At 71.5% G+C, this 18,613-nt stretch carries 18 protein-coding genes and 1 pseudogene; 9 read left to right on the plus strand and 10 right to left on the minus strand.

The window, feature by feature from the left end; all coding sequences use genetic code 11:
• Positions 1-88 precede the first annotated feature (88 nt).
• From ACIQU3_RS35705 to ACIQU3_RS35730, 6 genes and pseudogenes are all read right to left on the minus strand, one after another.
• Positions 89-640, minus strand: coding sequence for a hypothetical protein (locus tag ACIQU3_RS35705; protein ID WP_403929815.1), 552 nt, complete (start codon positions 638-640; stop codon positions 89-91).
• Positions 637-1,590: a M48 family metalloprotease gene (locus tag ACIQU3_RS35710; RefSeq protein ID WP_403743674.1), complete on the minus strand. Its 954-nt coding sequence runs from the start codon at positions 1,588-1,590 to the stop codon at positions 637-639. Before ACIQU3_RS35710 ends, ACIQU3_RS35705 begins: the two co-directional genes overlap by 4 nt.
• A gap of 202 nt (positions 1,591-1,792) precedes the next feature.
• Positions 1,793-1,905, minus strand: a pseudogene (locus ACIQU3_RS35715) (arabinan endo-1,5-alpha-L-arabinosidase); the annotation flags it as partial.
• A gap of 80 nt (positions 1,906-1,985) precedes the next feature.
• Positions 1,986-3,044, minus strand: coding sequence for a hypothetical protein (locus tag ACIQU3_RS35720; RefSeq protein WP_403929818.1), 1,059 nt, complete (start codon positions 3,042-3,044; stop codon positions 1,986-1,988).
• 20 nt (positions 3,045-3,064) lie between these two features.
• Positions 3,065-3,523, minus strand: a complete 459-nt coding sequence (locus ACIQU3_RS35725) for a PPOX class F420-dependent oxidoreductase (protein WP_403929821.1) — start codon at positions 3,521-3,523, stop codon at positions 3,065-3,067.
• 88 nt (positions 3,524-3,611) lie between these two features.
• On the minus strand, positions 3,612-4,100 hold the full coding sequence (locus ACIQU3_RS35730) for an ATP-binding protein (protein WP_403743668.1): 489 nt from the start codon (positions 4,098-4,100) through the stop codon (positions 3,612-3,614).
• A 131-nt stretch (positions 4,101-4,231) separates the two neighbouring features.
• Between ACIQU3_RS35730 and ACIQU3_RS35735 the strand changes: the two genes are divergently transcribed.
• The gene (locus ACIQU3_RS35735; RefSeq protein WP_403929824.1) at positions 4,232-5,074 is read left to right on the plus strand and encodes a Scr1 family TA system antitoxin-like transcriptional regulator; all 843 of its coding nucleotides are present in this window, start codon (positions 4,232-4,234) and stop codon (positions 5,072-5,074) included.
• Complete coding sequence (locus tag ACIQU3_RS35740) at positions 5,071-5,253, plus strand: DUF397 domain-containing protein (RefSeq protein WP_403929827.1); 183 nt, start codon at positions 5,071-5,073, stop codon at positions 5,251-5,253. Before ACIQU3_RS35735 ends, ACIQU3_RS35740 begins: the two co-directional genes overlap by 4 nt.
• Positions 5,254-5,401: 148 nt before the next feature.
• On the opposite strand, the gene ACIQU3_RS35745 is transcribed toward ACIQU3_RS35740, so the two are convergent.
• Positions 5,402-5,950: a YciI family protein gene (locus ACIQU3_RS35745; RefSeq protein ID WP_403743662.1), complete on the minus strand. Its 549-nt coding sequence runs from the start codon at positions 5,948-5,950 to the stop codon at positions 5,402-5,404.
• 65 nt (positions 5,951-6,015) lie between these two features.
• On the opposite strand from ACIQU3_RS35745, the gene ACIQU3_RS35750 reads away from it, so the two are divergent.
• On the plus strand, positions 6,016-6,789 hold the full coding sequence (locus ACIQU3_RS35750; protein ID WP_403743660.1) for an alpha/beta fold hydrolase: 774 nt from the start codon (positions 6,016-6,018) through the stop codon (positions 6,787-6,789).
• Positions 6,790-6,890: 101 nt separating this feature from the next.
• Positions 6,891-7,238, plus strand: a complete 348-nt coding sequence (locus ACIQU3_RS35755; protein WP_403929830.1) for a hypothetical protein — start codon at positions 6,891-6,893, stop codon at positions 7,236-7,238.
• A 19-nt stretch (positions 7,239-7,257) separates the two neighbouring features.
• On the opposite strand, the gene ACIQU3_RS35760 is transcribed toward ACIQU3_RS35755, so the two are convergent.
• Both ACIQU3_RS35760 and ACIQU3_RS35765 read right to left on the minus strand, forming a co-directional pair.
• Positions 7,258-7,917: a DUF4360 domain-containing protein gene (locus tag ACIQU3_RS35760; protein ID WP_403743656.1), complete on the minus strand. Its 660-nt coding sequence runs from the start codon at positions 7,915-7,917 to the stop codon at positions 7,258-7,260.
• Between the two features lie 332 nt (positions 7,918-8,249).
• The gene (locus ACIQU3_RS35765) at positions 8,250-8,708 is read right to left on the minus strand and encodes an RrF2 family transcriptional regulator (protein WP_385656193.1); all 459 of its coding nucleotides are present in this window, start codon (positions 8,706-8,708) and stop codon (positions 8,250-8,252) included.
• A 131-nt stretch (positions 8,709-8,839) separates the two neighbouring features.
• On the opposite strand from ACIQU3_RS35765, the gene ACIQU3_RS35770 reads away from it, so the two are divergent.
• Positions 8,840-11,836 (plus strand): beta-galactosidase, encoded by a 2,997-nt coding sequence (locus tag ACIQU3_RS35770; RefSeq protein WP_403929833.1) that lies wholly within the window; start codon positions 8,840-8,842, stop codon positions 11,834-11,836.
• A gap of 137 nt (positions 11,837-11,973) precedes the next feature.
• A complete protein-coding gene (locus tag ACIQU3_RS35775) occupies positions 11,974-13,098 on the plus strand; it encodes a hypothetical protein (RefSeq protein WP_403743651.1) in 1,125 nt (374 codons plus the stop codon).
• 15 nt (positions 13,099-13,113) lie between these two features.
• Here ACIQU3_RS35775 and ACIQU3_RS35780 read toward each other — a convergent pair whose 3' ends face one another.
• On the minus strand, positions 13,114-14,625 hold the full coding sequence (locus ACIQU3_RS35780; protein ID WP_403743649.1) for an alpha-N-arabinofuranosidase: 1,512 nt from the start codon (positions 14,623-14,625) through the stop codon (positions 13,114-13,116).
• 449 nt (positions 14,626-15,074) lie between these two features.
• Between ACIQU3_RS35780 and ACIQU3_RS35785 the strand changes: the two genes are divergently transcribed.
• From ACIQU3_RS35785 to ACIQU3_RS35795, 3 genes are all read left to right on the plus strand, one after another.
• The gene (locus tag ACIQU3_RS35785) at positions 15,075-15,686 is read left to right on the plus strand and encodes a toxin-antitoxin system, toxin component family protein (RefSeq protein WP_403929836.1); all 612 of its coding nucleotides are present in this window, start codon (positions 15,075-15,077) and stop codon (positions 15,684-15,686) included.
• Positions 15,683-16,912: a DUF6545 domain-containing protein gene (locus tag ACIQU3_RS35790; RefSeq protein ID WP_403929839.1), complete on the plus strand. Its 1,230-nt coding sequence runs from the start codon at positions 15,683-15,685 to the stop codon at positions 16,910-16,912. The genes ACIQU3_RS35785 and ACIQU3_RS35790 overlap by 4 nt, the downstream gene beginning before the upstream one ends.
• A 241-nt stretch (positions 16,913-17,153) precedes the next feature.
• Positions 17,154-18,554: an NAD(P)/FAD-dependent oxidoreductase gene (locus tag ACIQU3_RS35795; RefSeq protein WP_403929842.1), complete on the plus strand. Its 1,401-nt coding sequence runs from the start codon at positions 17,154-17,156 to the stop codon at positions 18,552-18,554.
• Positions 18,555-18,613 lie beyond the last annotated feature (59 nt).

Here is an 18,613-nt window from a genome sequence, read left to right on the forward strand (position 1 = left end):
TGGACTGGTACAACTACCACCGACCCCACACCGGAATCAGCGGCCACACCCCAGCCAGCCGCGTCACCAACCTGTCCGGTCAGCACACCTAGGGGATTGCCATGTGATCGAGGCGTGGAGCACCGCACCGCGTGCAGAAGTCGGCATCGACGGCCCGTGCTTGACCGCACCGATGGCAGAAGCCCGGTGCCCGGTCGGACGACTTGGCAGGTCCACCGGTGATGTCGGGTCCGCCCGCCAACCGGGACAGGCGGTTCAGACTCAGCTCGGTCACCTTGATCGCCTCGTCGTCCAGCCCGGCCTGGTTGATGAGCCCCCAGATCTGAGTCAGGAGGACCGGCCAGGTGACGAGCATGGCGATCGCGAACGGTACCGCCTGTTTTCCGAAGATCCCCACCCCTGCCCTGACCAGCGTCCCCGTCGGCTGCGGCAGGATCTCGATCTTGAGCGCGGTGCGCAGACCCAGCGCCTTCTTGAACACGCCCCCCTTGGTGATGCTGACCTCTTGTCCGCCGCCCGGCACCGCGACGCAGGCGGTGTCGTAGTCCCGTTCCCTGAAGTGGGCGACTACGTCGTCGGCCACCGGCGCGAGGTCGGGAACCACGACGGTGATGAGTTTCTCGCTGCTGAACGCGCTCATGCGCCTGCCTCCGCCGTCGTCCTGAGGCCGTTTCCGCAGCTCTGGCAGAACAGCCAGTCGGTCCGGACGGGGCGGCCGCATCCGCCGCAGTCGTCCGGGTCACCCTCGGCGGAGGCCGGGGTCTTCGCGGCCTGAGCGATCGCGCGGACCTGCCGGTACGTCTCGGACTGCGCCCAGCGCCCGATCTCCCGTAAGCGCAGCGCCGGGTTGGGGTGGGTCATCTCCTTGTCCATGTGGCGCAGCAGGAAGCGGTCCAGCTTCGTCTCGTTCATCGCCGCGTCGAACTCGTCGGCCTGGGCGGTGAACGCCTCGTAGTCGATCTGCTCCTTGGGCAGCCACTTGGGAATCCCGTGGAGGTGGAAGAGGGCTCTCTGCAGTTCTTCGGGGCCTCCCATGAACATCACCGCGGCCCGGTCGGCGGTGAGTTCGCTCTTGCGGTACCAGTCCAGCAGGGCCGCCTTCAGGGGCTCCGAGAACAGCGCGGCCACGATGCCCGCCTTGCCGCCCAGCGAACCCATGCCGCTGAACAGCGCGATCGACATCTGGCGGTAGAGCACGTGCTCGGCCATGATGTGGCCGCACTCGTGGGCCAGCACCGCCTGGATCTCGTCCTCGGGAAGGTCCAGGAGCAGCTCGTTGTGGATGACGACGCAGGTTCTGGAGTGCCCTATGGTCATCGCGTTGGCCTGACCCGGCATGAGGTAGAGCTCGGGTTCCTCGATGCCGAAGGACGCGCAGATCGGCGGCAGCAGTCTGTGGACGTCCGGCACCTGACGCGGGCCCAGCCGGATCGCGTTGGACAGCAGCATGGCCCGGTCACGGCGGTCCGCGACCAGACCGCGGTACTTCCTCACCGCCGCCTGCAACCCCGGGATCTTCTCCAACTGCTGCCGGGCGGCGAGATCAAGGGGATGGAGGATGTCATGGATGTCGAAGGAAGCGTGGCTCAAGATTTCCCCCCAGTGGTGCGGCAATCGCAGACCGACGCCTCCGGGAGCGCCCCGTTCCGTCCGGCCCGACTGCATCGTGGTGCAGCGGCACGCACGCCCGGATGCCCTTCCGGCGAGAAATACGACGCCCCGGCCCTGGGATCAGCCCGTCACCGGTCAGGGGATACGGCGAAGGGCTGACGGAAAATCACCTCGTGCCCCATCAGTGGGCGACGACCGGCCATCCGCTGCTCCAGTTCAGGAGGTTGATGCCGAGCTTGGTGTGCCGCCCGCGTTGCCTTCGTAGTAGTGGTGGACGATCAGGTCGCCGTCGGCGGACCGCGTCAATGGTCCGCGCGCCGACCACCGTTCCCCGGGGCGGAATCACCGCCCCGGGGTAGCAGCTCCCCCGGAAATCAGCCGGTGCGGAGACCCAGCCCGTAGTACGTCACGTGATAACCGTCCACGTACTCGGCCTCACCGCCGAGGATCAGATCGGTCGGTTCGCTCACCCCCGCCGCCCTGGCCGTCGCCACGAGCATCTCGGCGAGGGCACGGCCCTTGGGCTCGCCGGGGCCACCCGCGTCGACCCGCCAGACCGGATCGTCGTCGCTCCAGACCGAGGCGGTGCCCGGGTGTTCGGCGACGGTGCCCCAGCCGAGCGAGGCCGCGTCGACGCCGTCCGGTGCGAAGCAGCCGATCGACAGCCGCTCCCCGCACGTCACGTCGAAGAGGAGCGGCGCACTGCCACGGGTCCGCCCGTAGAACGGCATGCCGAAACCGACGCCGAGGGCGGCGGCCTCGGCGGGCAGGGCTTCCAGGAAATCTCCCAGCGACCGGGTGACGGTCTCCCAGCTGCGGGCGGTCCAGCCGCCGGGGAAGCCGAGGCCGGCGTTGGCCGGGTCACGATTGCTGCCGAAGAAGCCGCTGATCGCGTGCTCTTCGCCGTGGCCCTGCCGCCAGAACCAGTTCTCCGCCGGGCCGGTGGGCTGCAGGACCAGCTCCGGTCCCGCCTTCCCGGCGCGCAGCTCCAGGGTGTCCGTACTGCCGCGCCAGCGCAGGAAGGGGGCGCCCCAGAGCGGCCCGCTGTCGTAGAAGGGGCCCATCTCTCCGTGCGAACCCATGACGGACGGACGCCCCAGGGCCGCGGTCAATTCCTCCCCGGCGGCGCGGAAAGCGGCGGCCTGTGCCGCGGCGTCGGGTGCGGTGCTCGCCACCGGCACGGCGAGTTCCACGTACGACTCGCCTTCGGTGTAGCGCTCTTCGTACCGGCCGACCGGACGCAGACGGGCGTTGCCCGCGGACCGGCCGGTGACCAGGACGGGATGATCCGCGGTGCCGCCCCGGGCCCAGCCGAGGCCATCTGCCATGGTCTGCACCCCCTCCGGCGACCAGCCGCCGGTGTCCACCGCGAGGAGTCGCCGGGCGAGGTCCGCGAGGGTTTGTTCGTCAGTGCTGCCCCGTTGTGCGTTCATGCGCTCATCGTGCCGCAGCCCTACCCCTCGACGTCGAGCGCGGTCCCGTACAGCCGGTCCGCCTTCAGCCTGATGACGACCCGCCGCTCGTCGACCAGTTGCCGGAGGAAGGCGTCCTCGTCCTCCGGCCTGGCATCCGCCGGGATCATCGCGAGCAGTTCCCGGCCGACCGGGTCGCCGGGGACCGCCGTGGCCTCGGAGACCTCCGCCTCGCCCTCTGCGACGGCGAACGACCAGACGTCCCCGCCCTGCACGTGCAGTGCCGCGCGCGGGTCGCGCCGCAGGTGTGTGACCTTGACACGGTCGGCCGTCGTGGAGAACCGCACGATGCGGGACTCGGGGTCCCAGCTGTACAGCATGGTGGTCAGATGCGGATGGCCACTGCGCTTGACGGTGGCGAGCGTGCCGAACCGCTGCGCACCGAGCAGGTCGGAGAGGGCCGCGTCGGACAGGAGGCGAGGTGCCGGAGTTTGCGTCATTCCATCGCCAACACCGTTGCGGGGCGGCTCATTTCGCCTGGAGGGGAGAAAGTGTGCCCCCTCCCTGCGCTCCCGCCCTGCTGTGCGCCTACGGACCGGCCGTGCCCGCCCGAAGCGGGGAAAGCCACCCCGGCAGGTCGATCTCGGCCCGCACGGTCTTGCCGGGCGACGGCTTCCGCTCCAGGACCTCCCACCGATCGGCGAGCGCGGCGACGAGGACCAGACCCCGACCGTGTTCGTCGAGCGGGCCCGACCGCTCCACCCCGTCCGGCCCGGGCAGACTCGGCGGCCCACTGTGCGTGTCGGTCACCTCGACCCGGACGCTGCCGCCGACGAGTGACAGCCGCAACTCGAAGTCCCTGCCCGGCACGCGCCCGTGCGTCACGGCATTCGCGGCCAGCTCGGCGACGACCAGGCCGACGGCGTCGGAGACGTCCGCGCCGTAGGGGATGCCCCAGACGCACAGCCGGGCGACGGCAAGGTGCCGGGCCAGGCGGGCGCCGCGGGGAGTGGCGCTGAGCCGCTGCACGAACACACGCACTGTGACCGGACGCCGGGGAGAGGCAGGTGCTGTCATGCGCCCAATGTCCCGTCCCCCGACCCGTTTGCGCGAGGTCGCAGCCGCGTACGCCGACGCAGCGTACGCGGTCACCGACTGGACAGTACTGGTGACGTGCCGTGACCATGGCGCGCGGGAGGTGATCGACGGTGGTCGATGGCGTGGTGGGGGCGGGCACGGGCGGCGAGCCGGCGTCCTCGGACAGCCTGCGCACGTTCGGGGCGGTGGTCCAGGGCCTGCGTGAGCACGCGGGGTTGAGCCGGGAGGAGTTCGGCGAGCTGGTGCGGTTCTCCAAACACACGGTGGCTTCCGTGGAGCTGGGGAGGCGGATGCCGGATCCGGTGTTCGTGGAGCGGGCGGAGGAGGTGTTCGGCAGGACGGGGGCGTTACGGAAGGCAGCGGGGTGCCTGGAAAGGCAGCCCGGGCTGGCGGCTTGGTTTCGACGGTGGGCGGCACTGGAGCAGTCGGCGATCACGCTGTATACGTACGAGTGCCGTTTGGTACCGGGCCTGCTGCAGACCGAGGAGTACGCACGGACGCTGTTCACGAACCAGCTCCCACCACTGAGCGATGACCAGATCGAGGCACAGTGGGCAGCACGGGCGGAACGCCAACGGCTGTTGCATCAGCGGCCGAACACGGCCTTCGGCTTCATCCTGGAGGAACACCTGTTCCGGCGACGCACCGGCGGAACCGAGGTCACGCGGGAACTCATCGGCCACCTTCTGGAGATCGCCGAGCTGCGCAACGTGGAGATCCAGGTCATGCCCACGGAACAGGACACGCACGCGGGACTGGACGGCCCCATACAGTTGCTGGAAACCCCGGAGAACAAGTGGTTCGCCTACTGCGAAGGGCAGGAGAGCGGGCAGTTCATCGCTGACCGAAAGGTGGTCAGCATGCTCCAGATGCGGTATGCCAGGATGCGCTCACAGGCTCTCACTCTCAAGGACTCCATGAGCCTGTTGCAGCGGATGCGAGGGGACCTATGAGCACCAGCGAACCGGCCTGGAAGAAGTCCAGCCACAGCAGCGGCGGTTCCGGCGACTGCGTCGAGATAGCCACCTCCCCCGAAGCCGTCCACATCCGGGACTCGAAGAACAAGCAGGGCCCCCAGCTCCGCCTCTCCCCCACCGCCTGGTCCGTCTTCCTCACGCACGCCGGCGAGTAACTGCGGCGGCCGCCCGCCTGTTCGCAGTGTCGTGCCTCCACGGTCTGCTTCAAGGGGCGAGTGGCCCCACCAGGACCCTCAAAGTACCTGTCCGGTCAGATACTTGCGCACCGCGGGGGCCGTTCGTCCACCGGGCGGCCCCCGTCCCTCACCGCCGCCCGCCGAACTCCCAGTCGTGCACCTCGATGCCGGCGTACCGCTCGCGGGTCAGTACGGCCCGGGCCGCCTCGGCGTCCGGCGCCCGCAGCAGCGCGGCCGTACCCAGCCACGCGGCGCCGTCGTCGGACAACAGCGGCCCGTACGCGATCAGTTCGTCGCGGCAGGACGGGACGTCGAGGTCGGCGGCCGGACCGTCGCCGAGGCCGAGTACCAGGAAGCGGTGGCCTCCCGAACGGCCGCCGGGGAAGTCCCACATGGTGCGGCCCAGCAGGTTGCGCCACCGCCGCAGCAGGACGTCCCGGTACACCCCGGCCTGGTGGTTGGGCTCGTCGAAGGCGAAGGCGCGGGCGGCTGCGGGGTCCGGCAGGCCGACGATGTGCACGCTGCCGGTGGGTGTCTCCCCGTCTGCGGCGAAGGTCGGGCCGCGGGCGATCAACTCCGCCTCGTAGCGGTCCATGTAGGCCCAGTGCGCCTCCCCCAGCTCCTCGCGCAACGGGAGGGACCCGGGCCGATCCCGGTGATAGCAGAAGAACTCCATGTCGCTGAGGCTACTGTTGACCGTCCACCGACACCGACGCTTCACGCCCGCAGGAGATGCCGACCGTGCGCAGCGCCGCCGTAACGCCCGAGGGCGACCGAATCCGCTGGGTCGAGCTGCCGGGGCAGGAACCGTCGCGGGTCTATGTGCACGGGCTGGGCGCCACGTCAGGTGCCTACTTCACGGAAGTCGCGGTCGACCCGCGCCTGGCCGGACGCCGTTCCCTGCTGGTCGACCTGCTGGGCCACGGCATCAGCGACCGCCCGGCGCACTTCGACTACACCCTGGAGTCCCACGCCGACGCGCTCGCCGGCGCTCTGACCGCGGCGGGTGTCTCGGCCGCCGAGGTGATCGCGCACAGCATGGGCGGCTCGGTGGCGATCGTGCTGGCGGCCCGCCACCCCCACCTGGTCTCCCGCCTGGTGCTGGTCGACGCGAACCTCGACCCGATCCCGCGCGAACCCGGTTCATCGGGCAGCAGCGGCATCGCCTCCTATACGGAGGAAGAGTTCCTGGCGGACGGCTGGGCGGAGGTCCGTGACCGGGTCGGCCCCCACTGGTGGTCCACGATGCGCCTGGCCGGCCGTGAGGCCCTGCACCGCAGCGCCTTCCACCTCACCCGCGGCACGACCCCCACGATGCGGGAGCTGCTGCTGGAGCTGAGGATCCCCCGCACCTTCCTGCTTCCCGCGTCCGACGGCCCGCTCCCCGGGACGGGCGCCCTCACCGAGGCCGGGGTGTCCGTCGTCGCGCTCCCCGGTTGCGGCCACAACATCATGCTGGACAACCCGGAGGCCTTCGTGGAGGCCACCGCGGCGGCGCTGACGTCCCGGGGCTGAGCGGCCCTCATCGGGGAACGGGGATCCTCCCCCATGCGGTCCGTACGACTTGTCAAAGGCACCGTCACCGTCGCCGTCGCCACCGCCGCCTGCCACACCTGATGGCCGCCGGCTACGCCTGGGCCCGCGGCAGAGCGGCGGCGGGTGAGGCGACGATGTTTGCCGGCGCCGTCGAGTGGCTGGTGACCACGGCCGCTTCCTGGGCTCTCATGCCCCTTCTACTGGGGGCGGGCATGCGCGTCCTGCGGGAGCACGGCAACACCGCGCTCATGGTCGGCGGCGGACTGGTCTGGGCGGTGCTCTCCTTGGCCTTCGTCGATGGGATCGACCGCCCGGGCGGGTTCATGCCGCTGCCCGCCCTCACCGTCTGGATCCTGGCCGGGACAGGACTGGCCGGCGCCGGTCCGGGACGCCGCCGGGGGCGGCCCCGCGGGCCACCGGCCCGTTGAGCCACCCCCGTTCACACCCTCACGACTTCTTCGGGGGGCACTCCTTCCACGCCAGGTGGTACACCGTGCTGATGTCCCCGTCCGTGGAGTCCATCGTCATGAAGCTGACCTTGTCGGCCGACTGGGTGCCGGCGTTGACGCGGATCTCGGTGTTGATGTTGAAGTTGCGCTGGACTCCGCAAGGTGCGTAGACCAGCTGGGCCCAGTCGGTCTCGTCGGTGGCCTGCCAGTTGTCGTTGAGAGGGCCGCTGAAGGGGTGGTTCCTGAACACCGTGCTGGGCGAGCCCTGGAAGTAGTACGAGGCCCGCTGGGTGGCGTTCGCGCCCTTCTGGAGTGAGGCGAATCCCCGGTAGTCCGCGCTCGCGATGGCGTAGGTGAAGCCGCCGGGGACGTGGACCTTCAGGTTGAGCTGGCAGTTCCTGCGGAACGCGGTCGGGTCGGAGTTCCCGCCGGCCTGGGCGAGGTAGTCGCTGTAGGTCACCGTGAAGGCGGTGTTGTCCTCGGAGACGGCGACCGCGGCCGTGCCCTGCGGGCAGCCGGAACCGTTCACCGTGGCGACCTGGATGATGATCTTGTCCGGGGGCGGGTCGTCGAAGCCGCCGGAGGACGGGGTCTGTGCGGGAAGTGCGCTGGTGAGCAGTGCGGCGATCGCGCCGCTCAGGAGCAGGCCACCGGCCATGGTTCTCCCATCCGTACGTGGGGGGTGGAACAGGCGATAGACATGAGCATGTCAAAGCGACAGCGCATGCACCCCCGGGTCTGTGACCGTTCCATGAAGGAGCTGTGAAGGCCGGGAGCGGTCGCATCGTACGCAGGGCGGCAGGGGCGGGCCAGGTAGCTCTCCGGCCATTCACACTGGCGGGAATTCACCCGGGCTCCGGTGGGCGCATAGGGTGCGTTGCACCAAGGCGTCAGACCGAGGACAACCCGAGGACAACCCGAGGACAACCCGAGGACATCCCGAGGACGGAAATGAGGATCACGCACCGCGCCGCGCACGGGCGCCGCCCCTCAGGGGTTCTCCCAGGCCGCCGGTTCCGCCGCGAGCCGTTCCACCGGCTCGGGCAGTGCCCCGGCCGCGAGGTCGGCGACCGTCACGCCCTCCAGGATCCGGCGCACGTTCGCCCGCAGGGCGATCCACAGCGGCAGCAGCGGCTCCGCGGTGCCGGAATAGGCGAGGCCGGTCGGCCGCTCACCGCGCACCGAGACGATCGGCCCGTCCACCGCGCGGATCACGTCCGCGACCGTGATCCGAGAGGCCTCCCGGGCCAGCCGGTAGCCGCCGCCCCCGCCGCGCCGACTGTCGACGACACCGCCCCGCCGCAGATCGCCGAGGATGCCCTCCAGGAACTTGTGGGGGATGTCCTGCGCGGTGGCGACGGCCTCCGCCTTGACCGGCCCCTCCCCCTGCCGGACGGCCAGCTCCACGACCGCTCGTACCGCGTAGTCCGCTCGTGCCGAGATCCTCATAGGACCATTGTCGCCGTCACCCTGTAGACATTGAGCACACGCACCGCGCACCACAGCGAGCACACGCACCCCGTACGACAAGCACACGCACCGCACACCACGTATCGCAAGGCACAACAGGAGGCGCTCCCTTGGAGCTCAGCAGGCGCACCTTCCACGCTCTGGCCGGCACGGCGGCACTCGGCTTCGCGCTGACCGGCAGCGGGTCGCCGACCTCCGCCAACCCGGCACGGAGCGCACCGACCGGCCCGCCGCCGCCGGTGCCGGGCGCGGACGGCAGGCCGCACGAGATCGGCTTCGACCACTTCTCGCTGATCGTCGACGGCCGTCGCCTGGTGCTGTGGTCGGGCGAGATGCACCCCTTCCGGCTGCCGAGCCCCTCGCTGTGGCGGGACGTCCTGGAGAAGATGCGCGCGCACGGCTACAACGCCGTCAGCGTGTACGTCGCCTGGAACCACCACTCCCCCGCCCCCGGCCGCTACGACTTCACCGGCGTGCGCGACCTTGACCTGTTCCTGCGGACGGCCGCCGAGACGGGGATGTACGTGATCCTGCGGCCCGGGCCGTACATCAACGCGGAGGTCGACGCCGGCGGCTTCCCCGGCTGGCTGACCGCCACCGAGGGACGGGCCCGGACCTCCGACCCGACGTATCTGCGCTATGTCGACGAGTGGCTGACCGCCGTCAACGCCATCGTGGCCAAGCGCCTGTTCACCCGCGGTACGGGCACGGTCCTGCTCTACCAGATCGAGAACGAGTACGACGCACACGCCGACGAGCCGTCCGGGCGCGCCTACATGTCGTACCTGTACGACAAGGTCCGCGCGGACGGCATCGACGTGCCGCTGTTCCACAACGACAAGGGGCGCAACGGTCACTGGACCCCGGGATCGTTCGGCACCGGCGGTGAAAAGGGTCGCTGGCTCTACGGGTTCGACGGGTATCCGGAGCCGGAGCAGGTGCCGCCGGACTGGGGGTCGTTCGGGGCCGGCGGCCGCAAGGGCGGGGCGAGCGCCAGTCCGCGCACGCCCGGGTTCGTGCCCGAGTTCGGCGGGGGCTGGTTCGACCCGTGGGGCGGGTCGACGTTCGACGGCAAGGGGTATGCCGAGGCGCGCCGGACCCGGGACGCGGTCTACGAACGGCGCTTCTACCTCACCAACCTCGCCAACGGAATCACCCTGCACAACGTCTACATGACGTACGGCGGCACCTCCTGGGGCTGGCTGCCCGCGCCGGCGGTCTACACCTCGTACGACTACGGCGCCGCTTTCGACGAGGCGCGCAACGCCACCCCGAAGCTCGCCCCGATGCACCAGATCGGGCAGTTGCTGCGGTCCGTGCCCGACCTCGCCAAGCTGCACCGGGCGAAGGCGGTGCGGGCCACCGACGAGCGGATCAAGGTCTACCACCTGACCAACCCCGACACCGGGGCCCACTTCTACGTCCTGCGCAACGACTCCGCCGAGGCGGTCTCCATGACGCTGCCGGACGCCGGGATCGACGTGCCGGTCACGGTCCCCGCGCGGGACGCCAAGCTGATCGCCGCCGATCTGAAGCTCGGGAAGCGGACGCTGGTGCACGCCACCGTGCAGCCGATGCTGAGCCTGACCGCCGGACGGCTGGACATCGCCGTGTTCGCAGGCCGGCGGGGCGATCTCGCGCAGGTCGTACTGGACTGCCCCGACGAGCCGACTCCCATGCGGCTGGACGCGGAGCCCGCGTGGTCCTGGAACCTCAACAAGCTGAACATCACCGCCCCGCTCGGCGCCGGCGGACTGAGCCGGGTGCGGGTCGAGGGCGACGGCGTGGACACGCCGATGCTGGTGCTGTTCGCCGACGACGCCACCTCGCTGCGGCTGTGGCCCTACGAGACCCCGTCCGGCCAGCTCCTCGTCTACGGCCCGGCCCTGCTGCGGTCGGCCGAGCTGCGCGGCTCGACGGTCCATCTCCGCGGCGACACCATCGGGCAGACCGGCCTCGAGGTGTGGGGGCCGCGCGGGATCACCCACGTCACCTGGAACGGGCGCCCGGTCGCCACCCGGATCAGTGCCTCCGGCAGTCTGCTGGCCCTGCGGCCGCTGCCCGGCGTGGCCCGGCCGGTCCTGCCCGCCCTCGACGGCTGGCGGCGGCGGGCCGGCAACCCCGAGGCCGAGCCGGACTTCGACGACTCGGACTGGACGACGGCCGACAAGGAGACGACTTTCAGTACCACGCCGGTGCCCGGCGGGCAGCCCGTCCTGTTCGCCGACGACTACGGCTTCCACTACGGCGACGTCTGGTACCGCGGTGAGTGGAGCGGCGCCGGCGACGTCGAGTCCGTGTCCCTCGCCTACAGCACGGGCACACAGGGCCTGTTGATGGCCTGGATGGACGGCGAGCCGCTCGGCACGCACCGGATGCCGGTGCCGGACAAGGACCGGGCACGGCAGGGCACGTGGACCGCGAAGGCCGCCTTCGACCTGCCGGAGAGGCTGCGGGAGAGGTTTCGCGAGGAGCGGGAGAAGGGGCGCAAGCAGGGTGGGAAGCGCGAGCGGCATGTGCTCTGCGTGCTCGTGCGGCGGATGCAGCACGACATGGACGGCGAGGCGCTCGACACGCACAAGGCGGCGCGTGGACTGACCGCCGTCACCTTCGAGGGCGGCTCCCCCGAGGTGACGTGGCGTATCCAGGGCGCTTCCACACCGGATCCCGTGCGCGGGCCGATGAACAACGGCGGCCTCCACGGGGAGCGCGAGGGCTGGCACCTGCCCGAGTACGACGACGGCGGCTGGAAGCCCGCCGAACTCCCCCGGGCCGACCGGCGCCAGGGCGTCACCTGGTACCGGACGGGCTTCCGGCTGGACGTCGCCCCGGGCGTGGACGCCTCGGTCGGACTCGTCCTCGACGACGACCCGGACCGGGCCTACCGCGTCCAGATCTTCCTCAACGGCTGGAACATGGGCCAGTACGTCAACGACGTAGGTCCGCAGCACACGTTCGTGTTGCCGAACGGGATTCTGCGCACCCGTGGCGCCAACACACTGGCGTTGGCGGTGCTGTCCGACGGGACCACACCGGCCGGGCCCGGTGAGGTACGGCTGACGCTGCTGGGCGCGGCCGCCGGAGGGGTGCCCGTCGATCCGGTGTGACCGGATCGAGCCGTCCGCGCGCCTTGCCCTCTCCGGAACGCGCGTGTGACCGGATCCAGCCGTCCGCGCGCCTTGCCTTCTCCCGCACGCTGGTTCACCGTGTGACCCTTCAGCGCTGCCGGCAGGGAGGGGCCCTGGTGCGGAGACGGCGATTCATCGGCGGATTGGTGGGGGCGGGGGCGGGCCTGGGGCTCGCCTCGGCGGGCTCCGGGCCGGCCGCGGCGGTGCCCGCCGGGGCGGCGGGGGCAGCGGGGGCGGCCCGTACGTGGCAGGCCGTGCCCGTGCCCGACGGCGCACCGGCCGCCCAGCTGCGGGACGTGGCGGCGGCCGGGGACGGCCTGGCGTGGGCCGTGGGCGAGGAAGGCCGCAGCGGCGGCACCCTCGGGTCGCCGCTGGCGCTGGTGTGGGACGGCGCGGCGTGGGCGCGGACCGGCTCCGGCGCTGCGGGCTTCCGCGGCTATCTGCACTCCGTCGCCGGGACCTGCGCGCGCTCGGCGTGGGCGATCGGCACCGACACGGCCGGGGCCACGCATCTGCTCGGGTGGCACGGCGGAACCTGGCGGGAGACCGACTTCCCGGGCCGCGGCCGGTCCGGCACCTCCCTCACGGACGTCGCGGTCGACCCGGGCGGCGGGGCCTGGTTCTCCGGGCGCACCTCCGACGGCCGGCTGCTCCTGCACCACGACGGCGGCACCTGGACCTGGCTCCCCGCACCGCCCGGCGCGCCCGCGGCCACGCCCTCGGGGGTGCGCCTCACCCCGCGCGGCGACGTCTGGCTGTACGGCGTCGGCATCGTGGCCCGCTGGGACGGCTCCGCCTGGACCGAACTCCCCGCCCACCAGGGCATCCGGGCGACCATCACGGGGTTGCTGCCGGTCGCCGACGACGACCTGTGGCTGGTCGGCCACGACTACGGGGTGGGCGGCCCGATCGGCAAGCCCCCGGGTGTGCTGCTCCTGCACGGTGACGGCAGCACCTGGCAGGGCGTCACCGGGCCGTTCGGCGTCGGCATGCTCAACGGGATCGTCGCCGACGCACAGGGGCGGCCCGACCGGATCGCCGGCTGGGACTTCTGGGACCAGACCCGGGCCCACTACCTGCGCTGGGACGGCGCGGCCTGGGTGAGCGAGCGGGGGCCGGTGGCCACGACCCCCGTCGTCATGAACACCCTGGCGAAGGTGCCGGGTTCGGACGGCTACTGGGCGGTCGGGACGACCTCGACCTCGGCGTCCTCGACCGCCCTGCCGCGCATCGAACGCTGACCGGGCCCCGGCTCCTCACCCCAGCCGGATCATGTTCCAGGACAGTGGCTCCAGCACGGCGCTCAGCGTGCCGTCCCGCAGGGCCGTGCCGTCGACGGGGTGCGGAGTGACCCGCTCGGGGTCGTCGAGGGTGTTGCGGGCGTCGGGGTCGGTGTCCGCGAGGGCGCTGTGCTCGACGACCCGCGTCAGGTCGAGTCCGCTGAGGGTGATGTCGAGCGGCAGGGCGTCGGTGCGGCTGCGGTTGACGGCGAAGACGGTGACGGTGCCGTCCTCGGCGCGCACCGCGGTGGCGTGCAGCAGGTCGGTCTCGCCGTACTTCTTCGTCTCGTACGTCGGGGAGTCCACGCGGACGTCCAGGACCCGGCCACGGCCGTACCGCGCCGCCTGCGCGAACGGGAAGAACGTGGTCTGCCGCCAGGCCGGGCCGCCGGGCTCGGTCATGATCGGTGCGATGACGTTGACGAGCTGGGCGAGGCAGGCGACCGTGACTCGGTCGGCGTGCCGGAGCAGGGCGATGAGGAGCGAGCCGAAGACGACCGCGTCCGTGACGCTGTAGTTGTCCTCCAGCAGACGCGGGGCCTCGGGCCAGTCCCGCGCGTCGGAGTTCTCGATCTCGTGCCACTTTGAGATGTACCAGACGTTCCACTCGTCGAAGGAGAGGTTGATCTTCTTCTTGGACTTCAGCTTCGCGCCGACGTGGTCGGCGGTGGCGACCACGTTCTCGATGAAGGACTCCATGTCGACGGCGGAGGCCAGGAAGGAGTCGACGTCGCCGTTCTCGGGCTGGTAGTAGGCGTGCAGGGAGATGTAGTCGACGAGGTCGTACGTCTCCTCCAGGACCGTCGCCTCCCACGCGGCGAAGGTCGGCATGGACTGGCTGGAGGAGCCGCAGGCGACGAGTTCGACGCCCGGATCGATCTGGCGCATCGCGCGGGCGGTCTCGGCGGCGGTCCGGCCGTACTCCTGGGCGGTCTTGTGGCCGGTCTGCCAGGGGCCGTCCATCTCGTTGCCCAGGCACCACAGCTTGATGCCGAAGGGATCCTTGTCGCCGTGCGCGGCACGGAGGTCGGACAGGGCCGTGCCGGCGGGGTGGTTGGCGTACTCCTGGAGTTCGAGGGCCTCGGCGACGCCGCGGGTGCCGAGGTTGACGGCCATCATGGGTTCGGCCCGGGGGCCGACCTTCCTCAGGAAGTCGATGTACTCGGAGAGGCCGAAGCGGTTGGTCTCGGTGGAGCGCCAGGCGAGGTCGAGGCGGCGGGGGCGGTCCTCGACCGGGCCGACGGAGTCCTCCCACTTGTATCCGGAGACGAAGTTGCCGCCGGGGTAGCGGACGGCGGTGACGCCGAGCTCGCGGACGAGGCCCAGGACGTCCTGGCGGAGGCCCGCCGCGTCCGCGGTGGGGTGGCCGGGTTCGAAGATGCCGGTGTAGACGCAGCGGCCGAGGTGTTCCACGAAGCTGCCGAAGAGGCGGGGGTTTACTTCGCCGACGGTGAAGGCCGGGTCGAGGGTGAAGCGGGCGGTGTGCATGCTTGCCTTTCGCGGTTCAGTGTCGTCTGCGGGTGGTTCGTGGCTTGTCGCGCAGTTCCCCGCGCCCCCAAAAGGAAGGGCGTCATTGCCCGGCCGAGCCTGTGTGGGCCACGCCTGCCACTAGAGGATGTGGACCAGCGCGGCGGGGTCCGCCGAGCCCGCCGAGAAGCTGCCTGCGATTCAGGTCGGGTCGTCCCATGCCCTGCCTTTGCTGTTCGACTGTTCGCCTGTTCGGTATCCCGAATGACGCTCGCAACTTCGAACGGGACCGTAAATTCGAAGCGCCTGCGCGTCAATGGTCATGCATGAAGTTCGCGCGGGACTTTTGGGCGAGTTCGGTCGTTCCCGGATGAACTACGGACATCGGATCGCATGACGCGCACACTTTCGGGCGCGTAGTCTCGGACGCGCCGCCAAAGCCGTTGGCCGGGGGCCGAGAAGGGGGAGCGATGGACATCGCGGGCGCGCGGATCAGGGCCGCCCGAGTCGCCGCCGCGTTCAGGCGCTCATGCAATGGCCCGGCCATGCGCGGGCTGGCCGCCGAGCTCGCCACCGCGGTCCGGAAAAGACCCCGGCGGCCCACCGACGTACGGTCGCTGTGCCGGGCGCTGTGCGAGGAGATGAGCGCGCGGCGCGGCGGGCGGCCCGTGGAGCTGCGGTTCGAGCGCTTCCCCGACGAGATAGAAGTGACCGGCCTGTGGGTCGAGTTCCAGGACTTCGACCTCGTCATCGTCGAGGAACGGGCCGAGGCCGTGCAGCAGCTGGTCATCCTCGGACACGAGCTGTGGCATCTGCACGCGGGACACGGGCATCACCACGGGGTGGGTGCGGCGGCGGCCCACGCTTTCGCCGACCGGCCCGGCTGGGAGGACGTCGCCCTGGCGGTGGCCGCCCGGCACGGCTCCCGGGAACGGGACGAGGCGGAGGCCGACGCGTTCGGACACTGGCTGGCGGCGGGGTGCCGGGCGCTGCTGCCGGGCGGGCGCGACCCCGATGCACCCCTCGAGCCCGTGCAGCGGTCCCTGTACTACCGGGGTCCGCGGGGAGGTGCGACGTCGTGACGACGGTGGCACTGACCCCGGCCGAGTTCGTCAACCAGTTCTATCCGAACTTCTGGTGGATCCCCGCGGGGGTCCTGGCCGCGGCCCTGGCGATCAAACTGCCCAGCATCATCCGGCTCTGGAAGGACCCGATGCTGCGCGCGGTCGGCGGGCTGCTGCTGCTCGCCTGCGCGGTGTTCGTCTTCGTGGCGCCGTCGACGATCGCCCGGGTCAACCGGCTCACCGGGGTTTCGAACTTCTCCGGCCCCTGGGTCTACTCGCTGCTCACCGCGTTCTGCGCCTTCTGCCTGCTGCTGATCATCTCCTGGCGCAACGGCCTGTCCGACCGCTCGGACCGCACCCGGCGGGCGATGCGCGGGGTCGTCGCGGTCTACGCGGGTGTGATCGTCGCGATGTGGCTGCTGTTCGCCCTCGCGGACGTGCCGGTGGAGCGGCTGCGGGACCTCGACACGTACTACGCGAACACCCCGTACATGCGCGAGGTGATCGTGCTGTACCTGCTCGCGCACACCGTGGCCGCGCTGGTCACCAACGGGCTGATCTGGAACTGGGTCCGCACGGACGGGCTCGACTCGCTGCTGCGCTGGGGGCTGAAGTTCCTCGGCGTGGGCTATGCCGCGCAGTTGCTCTTCGACGCCGCCAAGATCAGCGCCGTGGTGGCCCGTTGGTCCGGGCGGGACCTGGACTGGCTGAGCACCGCCGTCGCCCCGCCGCTCGCCTGCCTGTCCGCGGTGCTCATCGCGGTCGGCTTCATCCTGCCGCACGCCGGGCAGTACCTGCACGGCCGCTGGCACGTCCGGCTCGCCCTGCACGAACTGCGGCCGCTGTACCTGCTGATGAGGACGGTCAACGGCACCGGGGTCCCGTTCCTGTTGCGTGCGACGCCGGAGCTGCGGCTGGTCCGCCGGGAGACGTTCATCCGCGACGTGCTGCTCCCGCTCGCCCGGCACATCGACGAGGACCGGCGCGAACGGTTCCACGACGCCGCCCTGGCACTCGGCCACCCGCCCGACCGGGCGAAGGCACTCGCCGCCACCGCGGCGATCCTGGACGCGGCCGACTCCAGGCACCTGACGCGGGACGACGACGGCACCGGTGCCCGTGACACCACGGACCTGCTGCGCGAGATCGGCGCCGTGTCCCGGGCCCTGCGCCGCACCGAGGACCTGCGGGTGATCCGCGCCCTGGCCCGCGACCACACGGACGGCAGGTCGCTCACCGGCTGACCGCGCCCCGGGTCTGCCCCGCGGCCACGGTGGCCGGGCCCGGCCGGATACCCGGTCGAGACCCGCACGGAAGGCCGCGCGCACGGAACGTGAAGGTACGGTGAGAGCTGTCCGGAACGAGGCCCGTATGGCTCGAAACCGGTGCCGGCGCACGGGTGTTGTGCGCCGCACCGCTGTGGCCGGACGTCGGGGAGCGCCCTCAGGGGCGAAGGAGCCTTCATGGCTGAGTGCGAGGAGTCGCATGTCGCGTAGAGCTGTCGTCATCGGTGCGGGTCTGGCCGGCATGCTGGCCGCGGCGGCCCTGTCCGCCGTAGCGGACGAGGTGGTCGTACTCGACCGCGACGACCTGCCCGAGGGGCCGGAGCACCGCAAGGGCCTGCCGCAGGGACGTCACGCGCATCTCCTCATGGCCGGGGGTCTGGCCCCCATGGAGGACCTGGTGCCGGGCGTGAGCATGCGCAAGCACCTGCTCGCCGCCGGGGCGCACGAGATTCCGCTCGGTTCGGGCATGGTCGCCCTCACGCCCGAGGGCTGGTTCCGGCGCTGGCGGCACCCCGGACCGCGGATGCTGACCTGCACCCGCGCCCTGCTCGACTGGGCGGTGCGGGGCGCCGTGCTGGACAGCACCGGGGTGGTGATACGCAAGGCGCGGGTGCTGGAGCTGACCGGGTCGCGGCAGCGGGTGACCGGTGTTCGCCTCTCGACGGCGGCCGGGGACGAGGAACTCGCCGCCGACTTCGTGGTGGACGCGAGCGGGCGCGGCTCGCGGATCGTGACCTGGCTGGCGGCGCTGGGCGTCCACGACGTGCGCGAGAAGACGGTGGACGCCGGCCTGGTGAACGCCACCCGTCTCTACCGCACCCCCGAGGGAGCCGAGCGTTTCCCTCTCACCATGGTGCAGGCCGACCCGTACCAGGGGCGGCCCGGCCGCAGCGGCATGGTGCTGCCGATCGAGGGCGACCGCTGGATGGTCAGCCTCGCCGGCACGCGGGGCGGCGGCGAACCGCCGTCCGACCCGGACGCGTTCCACCGGTACACCCTGGATCTGCCCGACCCCATCGTGGGCCGGCTGATCTCCGGCGCGGAACCGCTCACCGACGTCCATGTCAGCCGCAGCACCAGCAATCACCGCCGGTATCTGGAGAAGGTCCGTTCCTGGCCCGAGCGGCTGGTCGTCCTCGGTGACGCGCTGGCCACGTTCAACCCGGCCTACGGGCAGGGCATGTCGGTGGCCGCGTTGGGCGCCCGTGAGCTGGGCCGGGAGCTGCGGCGGTCCGGCCTCGGCGAGCCCGGGCTCGCGAGGCGGGTGCAGCGGCGGGCGGCCAGGCCGGTGGAGTCCGCGTGGACGATGGCCGTGAGCCAGGACGTCTGGTACCCCGGGACGCGTGGCGGTTCGCCCGGCGTCGCCGACCGTCTGGTCACCGCCTACACCCGCCGCATGATCCGCACGGCGACCGGCTCGTACACCGCGGCGTCCGCGCTCTGGGACGTGATGAGCATGACGACGGGGCCGACGCGGCTGCTCCGGCCGTCGACGGTACTGGCGACGCTGAGCGGACCGCCGTTGCCGGCGGCGGTGGGGGCGCCGCTGACGGACGACGAGCGCGCGATCCTGCGGCGGCTGGACCGGACGGGCCGCTGAGGCACGGGCGTCCCGCGTGCGGGCGCGCCGGGGGCCCGGCCGCGCCCGTGCCGCGGCCC

The sequence above is a fragment of the Streptomyces sp. NPDC101110 genome (genome assembly GCF_044759525.1).
Taxonomy (GTDB): Bacteria; Actinomycetota; Actinomycetes; order Streptomycetales; family Streptomycetaceae; genus Streptomyces.